The organism is Pedobacter sp. B4-66 (assembly GCF_018492665.1).
Lineage (GTDB): Bacteria > Bacteroidota > Bacteroidia > Sphingobacteriales > Sphingobacteriaceae > Pedobacter.
Genome location: NZ_JAFVME010000005.1, coordinates 445,591 through 457,990 on the forward strand (window position 1 = coordinate 445,591; position 12,400 = coordinate 457,990).

Consider the following 12,400-nt stretch of genomic DNA (forward strand, 5'->3'; position numbering starts at 1 on the left):
GGAATGAAATCAACAATGTTTATCGAGATAAAAAATACAGATTTAAACTAATTCATATGAAGTCAAATCTTAAAATATTAATTTTTGCGCTAACTATCTTTATTATAGGTGGCTGTAAAAAATCTAAGGAGGTGTTTGATCCTCCTTATCAACACGGGAAACCAGCTCTTGGAATTAAAATTAATGAAACACAAAAGCCTGTTCCTGAAGAAGGAGAGCCGGGTACCGTTGTAACCATTCTTGCCACTGGTCTTGAGCAATATAAGGACAAACTTGTTTTTATGTTTAATGGCGAAAAGGCCGATGTAACGGAGATTACAGAAACCAGTATTTCAGTAAAAGTACCCAAAACTGCAAGTTCAGGGGTTACTTCAATACTAGTCGGTGGGAACATTGTATTTGGTCCTGATTTTAAAGTGAAGGGATTGATTAACTTCGATCCTACTTTTAGAGTCGTTAATGGCACAAATGGGGCTGTAGCTGCGGCACTGAAACTTGATGAAGGAAAGTATTACTTTGTTGGTGGTTTTACAAACTACGACAATAAAGGAACTGCTGTGCCTATCAACAGATTGGTAAGGACATCCTTAGACGGAGACATAGACAGAACCCTACGTGTTGGAACTGCTTCAAATGGTTATTTGTCAAATATGCTTGCTGTCGGTAACCAGTTTATCATAGCAGGTGGGTTTTCCGGATACAATCAAAGAAAGGAAAACATCAGTAACATTACAAGATTAAACACCAATGGTACTATTGATACCGTAGGGATTAAGGTGTTTAATCCACCAACCAAGCCAGAAACCATTAAATTCTTTCCGAGGTTCAATGGCGGAACCAACGGTTTCATCTCCAAAATTTACAATTACCAGGATAAAATCACAGCAACCGGCGATTTTAGGTACTACATCTCCCGCAGATACGATAAGCCGAATCTTTACCAAACAAAAGATTCAGTCATTTTGGATAGTACAGAAATCAGACAGATTGTTCGTCTTAATCCCGACGGATCTTTGGATAAAACCTATAGGTTTAACGCAGGTACAGGTAAAGGTTTAAGCGGGGCAAATGGTTATGTAATAAGTTATATGCATACCAAAGCAGGTACAAATGCAGGTAAAATGGTACTTGTTGGTTCTTTTACCACATTTGATGATGCTCCGGCTCCTTATATCATCAGGCTTAATGCCGATGGCACAAAAGATGCCGGTTTTAATGTTGGCTCAGGAGCAAGCTCAACAATAAGCTCAGTAACCTACAACGAAACCACAGGTAAATATTTAATCACAGGTACTTTCAAAACATTTAATGGTTCCCCTTCAAACGGAATCGTAATGTTAAATGCCGATGGTACAGAAGACAAAAGCTTTGTAGCTAAAACAATTACTGAAGGGTATGTATATGGCACCAAACAACTCAATGATGGTCTGATTGTAGTATTTGGCGACTTTAAAAAATACGGTAATGTTACGCGTAACGGATTTATGATTTTAAATCCAAATGGAGAATTAGCTGAAGGGTACAATGCTACCGGACTCTTTAACGGATCATTAAATGATGTCATAGAAACAGTGTCTGCCGATAGTAAACGCGCCTTATTGCTGATAGGCCAGTTTAACAGATTCGATAATGCACCTGTTCAGAATATAATCCGCGTAACATTAGAATAATCATTGAATTGGAATTTATATAACCCATTAACTATTTAAAGATGAAACAAAATCAATTCAAATTATATCCGGCTTTACTCATTGCCTTGTTTATGGTAATGACGGGCTGCAATAAAGACTTTGAAAGAGAAATACCTAATAAAACTTATACCGACAGTGTTTCTATAGCATTCGGAAATCCTAAAGTACTGTTGCTAATTGCGGACGGTGCGAGAGGTATTTCTGTAAGAGATGCCAGAACACCCGTAATAAGTTCGCTATTGCGTAACTCCATTTATTCATGGAATTCATTGGCTGATGATGAAAATCCGGAAAGCGGAACAAATTGGACAGATTTACTTACAGGAGTTAAAGCAAGTAAACACGGAGTGATAGGGGATGACTTTAGTAAAAGTCAATTTCAGGACTATCCCTTAATTTTTAGCCGCATTAAAGCTGCCAAGCCAAATGCTAAAATTGTGTCGTTTGCTGCTACACCAATGTTTAGCGAAAAACTAAACGCAGGGGTAGATGTAAGTGAAACACCTGGTAACGATGAAGGAGTAAAAGCTGGAATTGTAAACTCCTTAAAAACAGATACGGCTTCTTTTATTGTAGGTCAGTTTAAAGAAATAGGAGAGGCTGGAGCAGAGCATGGCTATGATGTAAGTAAACCTCAATACAAGGCCGCAATACAACGCTTTGATACTGAAGTAGGAGAAATGCTTGAGGCATTAAAAAGCAGACCAAACTATGCAAACGAAAGTTGGCTGGTTGTTGTCGTGTCAAATAATGGCGGCAGCTATCAAATCCCTGTTGAGCAAGATGATAAAACTGTTTTCAGTAACCCAAAAGTAAATACGTTTACCATTATCTATAATCCTAAATATTCAGTAAGGATATTAAATAAGCCATTTCTAGGCAATAAGTATAATGGAGTGGGTGTTAGGCTTCATGGTAATGTAAATGAAGGTGTTAGAGCAACAGCTTTAAATTCGGAGTTATTTAATTTCGGAGATAAAACACCTTTTTCTGTTGAATTAAAACTTAAAAAGAATCCGGGCCCAAGTGGAAATTACCGTTATTCCTGGCCCTCAGTTATCGGTAAAAGACCTCAATGGGCTGGAGGTTGGCCTACAAAAGGTTGGGTAATTTACCTCGAGAACAACAACTGGCACTTAAATATTAGAACTGATAAAGTAGCAGATCAGGTTCTTGGCGGATCAATAAGTGATGGTAATTGGAATACGCTTGCTTTTGTGCGTTCTAATGAGGGTGGTCGTATGATTATCACAACTTATACAGATGGGAAAGAGAACAATAAAAGAGATGTGACTGATTGGGGAGATTTTGATAGCAACGAGCCACTTACATTAGGTGTTTTGGCCGGTGATGGCCATGGTATAATGGACGGTACTGTAAGCGATGTAAGGATTTGGAAAGTAGCGCTGCCTGCATCAGTAATCAGCCAATTTTCTTGCGATACCGAGATCGACGAAAACCATCCGTTTTTTGACTATTTGCTTGGCTATTGGCCGTGTACCGATGGCTCAGGTAATGTCTTTAAAGATAAAGGTGCTGCCGGAAGCGATTTCAAAATACAAGGTAATTATGAGTGGGCTAAATTCAGCGACCTGATGTGTGCGCCAAGTGCTTCAGACTTTGGAGCTACTGTACCCAGAAATATGGACATGACTACACAGTTGTTAAGCTGGCTAAGGATACCTGTTCAAGAGAGCTGGAAATTAGACGGTAGAGTTTGGTTAGATCAATAAGGTTGTATAAAGAAATTATATACTGATGAAAAAAATTAAAATGATTAATAGCAAATCCCTTTTCTGCACGCTAGCCACCTTAATTTTGTTAGGTGGTGCCTGCAAGAACAATCAACTCGACGATTTTGGGATTCAATCAACAGGAAGTGTAAAGGTATCTGCATCACCAGAAGTTGGAGAGGTAGTTAAAGACAAATCTAAAGTATTTGTTTCGCTGGATGTTTTACTTTCTATACCGGCAAGTAATGCTTTCGAGATAGATTTAAAGGAAAATCAGGATACCATTACTACCTTAATAGAGAATGGCACACTTCAAAATACCATAGCCTTACCGGTAGGGACTTATGATGCTCCTGCGGTAGTTAATGTTGCTTATGGCGAGAAGAAAACCACTTTTAAGGTGGCCATTGCAACCGGTGTTCTAGAAAAGAACTTTGGAAAGCAAGTTGCCTTTGCGGTTAAATTATCATCACCAAGTAAGGGTAATTCTGTACAACAATCAAAAGAGAGCTTTGTAGTAGTATTGGATACTAAAAAAATACTAACACTAGAGGATATTCACTACGTTACCTTTAAGGGTGGTACTGCTGGAATAGTTAATATTCCAGGCGGAGGAGAGTTCGGTCAAAATGCCGAAGGTTTAGCTATTCCACTTACTTTACAACTTAATGGTTTGGGTGAGAGTGTTGGCTTTGATGCAACTATAGAAGGAAGCGGAAGCAATATACCTGCAATGGTAGCAAGTGGTAAATTACCTGCAAACACCATTGCTTTAGCCCCTGAAAACTATCGATTAGATAAGGTTGCTAAGTTTCTTCCTGGTCAAAATACAGCGAAATTTGCGATTACCGTTTATATGCCGGTAATACGAGATAACGTGACAAAAAAACTGGCATTAACGCTAACCTTAACCAACGTAACCAAAAACCTGATTAATCCGGAAAATAAAACAATCACTGTTGTTCTTGATCCTGTAGCTCTGCTTTCTGCTGACGTAACAAACGCAGGTCAGTTATCAGTTTCTATGGACAATCCGAATGGTCCGGGTGCTTCGCAAGGATCTCCAAAGTTGGTAGATGGTAATTACTTTAATAAATTCTTAGCAGAAATGGGTTCACGGTTATGGGCTCAATTGAAATATGATCAGCCAATAGTAATAAATAGCTATAGTATCACATGTGCAGAAGATATGCATTCTAGAGATGCGAAAATATGGAACCTTTCTGCCTCCAATGACGGGATATCCTGGGTAATACTGGATGAACGCAATACTGAAGTATTTGAAAATTATAATGAAACCAAAACATTTGATTTTGTTAATACCAAGGCGTTTACCTATTACAGATTAAACGTTCTTAAAAACCAAGGCGATTATTATTTCCAGATGGCAGAGTTCCGCGTATTTAAAAAACCATAGTTGTTTTAGATAAAGCTTAAAAGTGATTTAATCCGTAATTGATATGAAACATATATATAGAATAGGAGTGTTAAGCTTAATGCTGCTTACCTTCTCCTGTAGTAAAGATAAAGAAGTAGCTAAAGTTGTGCCGGAAGAGCCAAAACCAAGGGCAATGGCCGAAATTATCCGCGATCCAAATAATGCCTTCACCTTCGAATTTAAGAGTACATCTCTAAATGCAAAAAGTACCAGGTGGACATTTGGCGACGATAGTGTTGCAATAGTGCCTACCGCCAAACATACCTACCTATACGCCGGTATATTTAAGGTATTGTTAAGGGTAGAGAATGAACAAGGTTATGTTGCCCAACAGGAGATGACCATAAATATCAGCCCCGAGAAAATATTGACCATTCAGGCAAAACCAACTGTCGATGGGGATGTTAAATTCGATGCTGTATCAGCAACTGCTTTTAAAGATTTCAAATGGACTTTTGCCGATAAAACTACTTCAACAGAGGCCTCTCCAGTAAAGAAAATATCCGAGGGAAAGATAGAAACAGTTACACTCAATGTAACTACTGAACAAGGCTCTACAATTGAAATGAAAAAGATGATAGGGTCGTTTGGTGGAATCAGCGATGTAACTGGTGGTGCTACTTTAGCTGTATCTAATGAAAATGGCAATGGACCATTTGGAGGAGAGGGGTCGCTGAAACTTATTGACGGTGACAATGGTACCAAATTCTTTTCCGGAGGCTTTAATGCCAATTTCTGGATGAAACAAACGCTTGCCGCTCCACAGGTTGTTCGGGTATATTCAATAACCACTGGTAATGATGAAAAGGTTAGAGATCCAAAAGACTGGACCCTGCAAGGATCAATGGATGGCGAAGTCTGGGATGTTTTAGATTCCAGAACAGTAGAATTCAGCGATAGCAGGAATGAAGTAAGAGCTTTTGCTTTCGAAAATACTAAAGCGTATCCCTACTACCGTTGGTATGTTACTTCAAACTGGGGTAACATCTCCATATTCCAGGCATCTGAATGGCGTTTGTTCAGAGTCGATTAAGTACCCGAGTCTATTAAATACAAATCATCACTATTAATAAATAAAATAGCCTGCTCACTAATCATGATGCAGGCTATTCTTTTCAGTGATAGTTCTACTTACTTAGCGGAACAAGCCTTATGTTTTTCAAATTCATAACCCCTAAACCCGGTTTAGAAAGCGCCTTCACCAATATCGTATTTGTTCCTTTTTTAGAAATCACTGCCGTTCCCATATCCCATTCCTTATAAGCGCTCCAACTGTTTTCAGTGCCTTTAACAACACCCGGAAGGGTGGTTTTACCCAGGCTAACCGCAATCTTAGATCCTGCGGAAGCATCCGTACAAGCAGTGCTCAGAATCACTTTGTATTTGCCCGGCTGCGTAACATTCACATTCCATGTTACGGTAGCATCCTGAGCAGTCCAGCTGTGTAATATTGCTTGTTCGCCAACCGACAGTGCGATGCCTCCTGTCAATATTGCATCACCGGCCAATAATTTAAACGAACCATCTTCCTCAGGAAATATACCCTGAGCAACAAGAGAAGTTCCTGTTACATCTAACGCTATAACTGTTGCAGCGTCATTTTTAAACGCCTTATTGCTTACATCTATAAACAAACCACGTTCGTTAGCCTCTACCTTTAATGGAGTCTTAGAGCCATCTGCAAGGAAATATGCCTGAGGTATCACCCCTTTATCCGGAGCAAATGGAACGTGTAATTTGTTATTTTCCGGCCAGTTAAATACGTGCAAAAAGAACTTACCCGGTTTGGTAGTAATGCGACCCCAATTAACCTTGCCAATGGTATTGGCTCTTGAACCATAAATAGCCTCTCCATTTACGTTCATCCAGTTGCCGATGCCATGCATTAAGTCGATGCTTTTCGCCGGAATAGTACCATCTGCCATCGGCCCAACATTTAGCAAATAGTTGCCGCCTTTAGAAACAATGTCTATCATATTATGAACCAATTCCGTTTCTGTATGCCAGCGCTGGTTGTTTTTGCTATATCCCCAGGTACCATTCATAGTCATGCACGATTCCCAGTCCATACCCTTGAAACCCGATTCCGGGATAAACTGTTCAGGCGTTACCAGGTCTCCGTTTGCACGAGTGTATTCACTATTGTGCTCAAAAGCATACAAGCGGTTGTTCATAATGATGTTTGGATGGTGCTTTTTCACCATGGCTACTAAATCTTTAGCGCCCCACTTTTCGCCCTGAATCTCTTTAGAGCTGTAATCCCACCATACCACATCAATAGGGCCATAGTTTGAGAACATCTCTTCGGCTTGTTTGTGCATGTACTCAACATATTTTGCGTTATCGCGAGTGTCGTTTTTTACACCTGCAGGTGAGGGTAAACCATGCTCTACGTAAGCATCAGGATGGTGCCAGTCTATCAATGAAAAATAAACCCCAACACGAAGCCCTTGTTCATGTAAAGCGTTTACAATTTCACGAAACAAATCTCTGCCAGTTACATCCATTCCATCAAAAGTGGTGGTTTTGCTATCATGCAGGGCGAAACCTTCGTGGTGTCTGCTGGTGAAAATAACGTATCTGCAACCAGCGTCTTTAGCTGTTTTTGCCCATTCTCTGGCAAAGTCTTTTTTTGGTTTAAAAAGAGGTTTTAGTCGAGCTTCGTAGATATCAGCTGGTACGTTTGCCATGCTTTGGATCCACTCAACACAGCCTTCGTAATCTTTGCCATCCCACTCTCCGGCTGCACCACTGTACAGTCCCCAGTGTACGAACATGCCAAAGTGGGCATCTCTGAACCATCGCATTCTTGCGTCTCTTATGGCTTCCGGTTCTTCGGCATTGGCGGTAAGGCCTTCTTTAACCTGTGCATTGCTTGCTGTGTACGGCAAAATCAGGCCGACGAGCATACTTAACTTTAAGAAAGTTTTCTTCATTGTTTTGGTTGGTTTTGTTAGGTTTTTAGGTTACCAAAATGCGGTGCATTTTGAAGGGATTAAGATAAAGAAATCATTTAAGTCATCCCATAAAATAGTTGACCCTACAAGACATGTTTTTTCCCGTTAAAGAGGTTGATGCCTCAATAAATAGGTGTAAACTTTTAGATTTTTATAGCAGTATAACGCTGAAATTATCTACCTGTTAAATCTTTAATTTAACTAAGAAAATAAGAGCTATACTCTAATGTATAAATATAGTATGGCCGCGAGTGTACAGCCGATAATAGGTCCAATTACAGGTATCCATGCATAACCCCAATTGTTTCCGCCTTTGCCGGCTACGGGTAGTATGGCGTGCATAATTCGTGGGCCAAGGTCTCTTGCCGGATTAATGGCATAGCCTGTGGTGCCGCCAAGCGACAGTCCGATTACCCAAACAAGGAAGGCTACTGGCAAAGCGCCAAGAGAGCCTAATCCAATTGGGGATTTATCCGAGCCTAATGAAGCATCGGTGAAATGAAATATCACAAAAATCAATACGAAAGTGCCTATTATCTCACTAATCAGGTTCGAAATCGTATTTGGGATGGCAGGAGCTGTGCAAAAGGTAGCATGTTTTAACCCTTTGTCTTCAGTGCCTTTATAAAAGTCTTTAAATAGAAGCCACACGAGGGTAGAGCCAATCATTGCCCCGATAAACTGAGCGGCAATATAGGTTGGTGCATCAGCCCAGCTAAACTTTCCTGCAATGGCTAATCCGATGGTTACGGCAGGGTTGAGGTGCGCGCCACTATATGGGCCGGCAACAACAACGCCTACAAAAACGGCCAAACCCCATGCTGTAGTAATTACCATCCAGCCGCTATTGTTTCCTTTAGTTCCGGTTAAAACCACATTGGCAACAACGCTATTGCCTAATAAAATCAAAAACATAGTGCCAAGGACTTCGGCTATAAATGGAGACATGAGGATAGGATTAAGTTATTATTTAGTTAATTTTCTGCGTATGCTTTTGCTGCTTTTACAGCTCTATTCCACCCTTTTATACGCTCTTCGATATTTTTAGCTTCTCCGGCGTTAAAGCTTTTGTCTATTTTCCACTGGCCGCTAATGTCGTCCATGCTGCTCCAATAGTCTACTGCCAAACCTGCCAGATATGCGGCGCCTAAGGCGGTAACTTCGGTAACCTGAGGCCTGATTACTGTCGTATCTAGCACGTCGGCCTGAAATTGCATTAGTATATCGTTGGCAGTTGCACCACCATCTACTCGTAGTTCTTTAATTTTTAGTCCGGAGTCTGCTTCCATGGCTTTTAAAACTTCCATGGTTTGGAAAGCGATGCTTTCGATGGCTGCGCGGGCAAGGTGAGCCGCGTTTGTACCTCTGGTTATACCGGTGATAGTGCCTCTGGCATCCTGATTCCAATGAGGTGCGCCAAGTCCGGCGAAGGCGGGAACGAGGTACACTCCGCCAGTATCTGCTACTTTTAAGGCTAGCTTTTCTACATCGGCCGATGCCTTAATTAAGCCTAGTCCGTCTCGGAGCCATTGCACAACAGCGCCACCTATAAAAATACTGCCCTCTAATGCATATTGTACTTTGCCGTTTATTTTCCAGGCGATGGTCGTTACGAGGTTGTTTTGCGAGGAGATGGGTTTATCGCCAATGTTCATGAGCATAAAACAGCCTGTGCCGTATGTGTTTTTTACCATGCCTACCTCAGTGCACATTTGTCCAAAAAGGGCGGCTTGTTGGTCGCCGGCTATGCCTGCAATAGGTATTTTGGCAGCAAGTACATTGCCTGTGGTTTCTCCGTAAACTTCGCTTGACGATTTAACTTCGGGAAGGATATTGCGGGGAATATTGAAAAATTGAAGTAATTCCTGATCCCACTCTAGGGTGTGGATGTTGTAAATCATGGTTCTTGATGCATTGGTTACATCAGTTACATGGATTCTGCCATCGGTTAGTTTCCATATTAACCAGGAGTCTATGGTTCCAAAGGCGAGGTTTCCGGCTTCGGCTTTTTCTCTGGCGCCGGGAACGTTGTCTAGTATCCACCTGATTTTTGTGGCCGAGAAATAGGCATCTATAATGAGTCCTGTTTTTTCTTGTACGCTTTTGGCGAGGCCTTTTGCTTTTAGTTCATCGCAGTAGGCAGAGGTGCGTCTGTCTTGCCAAACGATGGCGTTACAAAGGGGCTCTCCTGTGGTTTTATCCCATAATACGGTGGTTTCACGCTGATTGGTAATGCCTATGGCAGCTATATCGTTAGGGGTGATGCCTGCTTTTACGATGGCTTCGGTAGCTACTGCAACTTGGGTAGACCAGATCTCTGTCGCATTATGCTCTACCCAGCCTGGCTGAGGGTATATCTGCTGAAATTCTCTTTGTGCAATTGAAACAATGGTTCCTTGTTTATTAAAGACAATCGCCCTCGAACTTGTAGTCCCCTGATCAAAGGATAGAATATACTTGCTCATACGTTATATTTGGAATAATATGTAATTAAACGTAAGTATAAGAAATCATTATCGAAAGTAAAAGGAAGTGATGTGCAATTATTTTGATTTGTTTATGCCGGGAAAGGCAGGAGTTTTTGTATCAAATTTGATACAAATTATAGGGTTTACTCATTAATTCTCTTAAAATAATTGTGGGTAAAATGAATGTTGTAACAAGTTTTAAATGGATGGTTGCCAAGGTTTAAAGGTTGTAAAGGTGTAGTTTTCTAAAAGTTGGCACATTTCTTTCAGGTGGTCAGGAAAAAACTACACAAAATGAAGAAATTAATTGTTTTGGCCATAGGCCTATTTGTAGCCGGTGCAGCAAATGCACAGAGCCCAATCAGATTGGGTGTCAAGGGCGGTTTAAACTTATCGAACATTGTTAAAGGTGACGGTAATAATGATTTTAAAACAAAAGTTAATCCTGGTTTTAATGCCGGTATTACTTTGGATATCAATTTGATAAAAGGATTGGCATTTACTCCGGAGTTATTGTATTCGACAAAAGGGTATAAAGCAGAAACTGCTTTTGGTGATTTTACTCAGACTACTCACTTTATTGATGTGCCTATTTTAGCGACTATTAATGTTGGTGGTTCAGGACTTAATTTAGTTGTTGGTCCTCAGGTATCTTTCCTTACTTCTACTAAAAACAAGTTTGAAAACGGATTTGGATCTGGTGAAGAAACAATCATCGAAGATAAATCAGATAGATTTAAGAAGAGTTTGGTTGGCGGTGTAATTGGTTTCAGGTTTGATGTAACTGATAAAGTAGATTTACATGGCCGTTATTCATTGGATTTCCAAAAGAACAATGAGAACGGATCGAAAGAAACTCCTGAATATAAAAACCAGGTGTTTTCGGTTGGATTGGGATTGAAATTCTAAGACTTTACTTTTTTAGAGAGAGACGGTATCGTTTTATAGAGGGCCTGTATCATTAAATGATACAGGCTTTTTTTGTGGCCTGCTTTAGCAAATTGATTGGGCTGATCTTATGATAGTGTCTCAAATCGGAGACACACTTAATAGGGTCGCTTATAGAGGTTTGCTTGGCATTGTTTCTTGTCGTTGGTTTGTAGTTAATTGTCAGAAAATAAGTGAGTTATTGTGTTTGTCGCTTTGCTCTGAAGCCTTGTTTTTGGTTTCTTTGGCATGGTTATTACAATAGACTCCATGAATTTTAAATAGAAAATTATGAAAAAATTATTCATTATAGCCCTAGGATTAACAGTAACTAGCTTCGCTTTTGAGGCAAAAGCACAGACTTCACAGTCGGCTGCAAATGATCAAATGAAGTTCGGTATCAGGGCAGGTGCTAACTTGATGAACATGGGGAAATTTCAGTTTGCCGATAAGGATTATGCAACAGATTCAAAAGTTGGATTTCAGGCGGGTGTTTATGGCGATTTACCTTTAGGTGGTGGATTTGCTTTCTTGCCGGAAGTAATGTTCATCCAAAAAGGAGCTAAGTTAAGTGAGTCGGTTGCCGGAAATACAGTAGATTTTGATACGAAAGTATCTTATATCGATGTTCCGATATTAGTTGGATATAAGGCAACGCCAGAGTTAACTGTATTTGCAGGGCCTCAGGTATCATTTTTGCTTTCTCAAAAATCGACAGGTTTAATTAATGATGATGCTCAGGCAGAATCGACAGACACAGAGAATTTTAGTAAGTCGTTGGCTGGTGCTGCGGTTGGTTTAGGGTATAGTATCACACCGAATATTAATGTGAATGCCAGATATATGATGGACTTTCAGAAGGCTCTTAAGGATGACGTGAATCAGGATAAAATAAAGAATAAAGGATTTGCATTGTCATTAGGGTATAGTTTCTAGATAAACTTACCTTTTTTGAAGGGTAAGTGAAACTAATTGAGCCATTTGTGAAGAAATTGAAAAATTGAATGTAACTTTGAAAAGTTACGAAAACAGATGATTTGTTTTCTTACTAGACTTCAAAAAAAGATAATTAGTAAAAGCTATATAAACAATTGCGAAAGCAATAAAAATATGAATCCCGAATTGTGTGTGAGGATAATATTCCTATTTAACCTTAGAAAAGCATCCTGTATAGGATGCTTTTTTT

9 protein-coding genes are annotated in these 12,400 nt (G+C 40.0%); 6 read left to right on the top strand and 3 right to left on the bottom strand.

The annotated features are described in order from the left end of the window. The first annotated feature begins 56 nt into the window (after positions 1–56). From J1905_RS11400 to J1905_RS11415, 4 genes are read left to right on the top strand one after another with little or no spacing between them, the layout of a single operon-like run. Positions 57–1,670 (top strand): DUF5008 domain-containing protein, encoded by a 1,614-nt coding sequence (locus tag J1905_RS11400; RefSeq protein WP_214227366.1) that lies wholly within the window; start codon positions 57–59, stop codon positions 1,668–1,670. A gap of 41 nt (positions 1,671–1,711) precedes the next feature. Next, entirely contained in the window at positions 1,712–3,424 is a 1,713-nt protein-coding gene (locus J1905_RS11405; RefSeq protein ID WP_214227367.1) for an alkaline phosphatase family protein, read from the top strand. A 25-nt stretch (positions 3,425–3,449) separates the two neighbouring features. Then, positions 3,450–4,841, top strand: coding sequence for a hypothetical protein (locus tag J1905_RS11410; protein ID WP_214227368.1), 1,392 nt, complete (start codon positions 3,450–3,452; stop codon positions 4,839–4,841). A gap of 43 nt (positions 4,842–4,884) precedes the next feature. Further along, positions 4,885–5,895 carry a PKD domain-containing protein gene (locus J1905_RS11415; RefSeq protein WP_214227369.1) on the top strand — a complete coding sequence of 337 codons (1,011 nt, stop codon included), beginning with the start codon at positions 4,885–4,887 and terminating at the stop codon, positions 5,893–5,895. Between the two features lie 94 nt (positions 5,896–5,989). Here J1905_RS11415 and J1905_RS11420 read toward each other — a convergent pair whose 3' ends face one another. From J1905_RS11420 to glpK, 3 genes are all read right to left on the bottom strand, one after another. Further along, a complete protein-coding gene (locus J1905_RS11420; RefSeq protein WP_214227370.1) occupies positions 5,990–7,798 on the bottom strand; it encodes an alpha-L-fucosidase in 1,809 nt (602 codons plus the stop codon). Between the two features lie 237 nt (positions 7,799–8,035). Then, entirely contained in the window at positions 8,036–8,767 is a 732-nt protein-coding gene (locus J1905_RS11425) for an MIP/aquaporin family protein (protein ID WP_214227371.1), read from the bottom strand. 26 nt (positions 8,768–8,793) lie between these two features. Beyond that, the gene (gene glpK / locus J1905_RS11430; protein ID WP_214227372.1) at positions 8,794–10,284 is read right to left on the bottom strand and encodes a glycerol kinase GlpK; all 1,491 of its coding nucleotides are present in this window, start codon (positions 10,282–10,284) and stop codon (positions 8,794–8,796) included. Positions 10,285–10,581: 297 nt separating this feature from the next. Here glpK and J1905_RS11435 point away from each other — a divergent pair, with 297 nt between their 5' ends. Further along, positions 10,582–11,196 (top strand): porin family protein, encoded by a 615-nt coding sequence (locus J1905_RS11435; RefSeq protein WP_173093913.1) that lies wholly within the window; start codon positions 10,582–10,584, stop codon positions 11,194–11,196. Between the two features lie 309 nt (positions 11,197–11,505). Beyond that, positions 11,506–12,150 (top strand): porin family protein, encoded by a 645-nt coding sequence (locus tag J1905_RS11440; protein WP_214227373.1) that lies wholly within the window; start codon positions 11,506–11,508, stop codon positions 12,148–12,150. The last annotated feature ends 250 nt before the right edge of the window (positions 12,151–12,400 follow it).

What these genes read in the sequence shown, in the direction of transcription:
- J1905_RS11425 (WP_214227371.1), bottom strand. Translation starts at nt 8,767, where the DNA reads ATGTCTCCATTTATAGCCGAAGTCCTTGGCACTATGTTTTTGATTTTA.
- J1905_RS11435 (WP_173093913.1), top strand. Translation starts at nt 10,582, where the DNA reads ATGAAGAAATTAATTGTTTTGGCCATAGGCCTATTTGTAGCCGGTGCA.
- J1905_RS11410 (WP_214227368.1), top strand. Translation starts at nt 3,450, where the DNA reads ATGAAAAAAATTAAAATGATTAATAGCAAATCCCTTTTCTGCACGCTA.
- J1905_RS11420 (WP_214227370.1), bottom strand. Translation starts at nt 7,798, where the DNA reads ATGAAGAAAACTTTCTTAAAGTTAAGTATGCTCGTCGGCCTGATTTTG.
- J1905_RS11405 (WP_214227367.1), top strand. Translation starts at nt 1,712, where the DNA reads ATGAAACAAAATCAATTCAAATTATATCCGGCTTTACTCATTGCCTTG.
- J1905_RS11400 (WP_214227366.1), top strand. Translation starts at nt 57, where the DNA reads ATGAAGTCAAATCTTAAAATATTAATTTTTGCGCTAACTATCTTTATT.
- J1905_RS11440 (WP_214227373.1), top strand. Translation starts at nt 11,506, where the DNA reads ATGAAAAAATTATTCATTATAGCCCTAGGATTAACAGTAACTAGCTTC.
- J1905_RS11415 (WP_214227369.1), top strand. Translation starts at nt 4,885, where the DNA reads ATGAAACATATATATAGAATAGGAGTGTTAAGCTTAATGCTGCTTACC.
- glpK (WP_214227372.1), bottom strand. Translation starts at nt 10,284, where the DNA reads ATGAGCAAGTATATTCTATCCTTTGATCAGGGGACTACAAGTTCGAGG.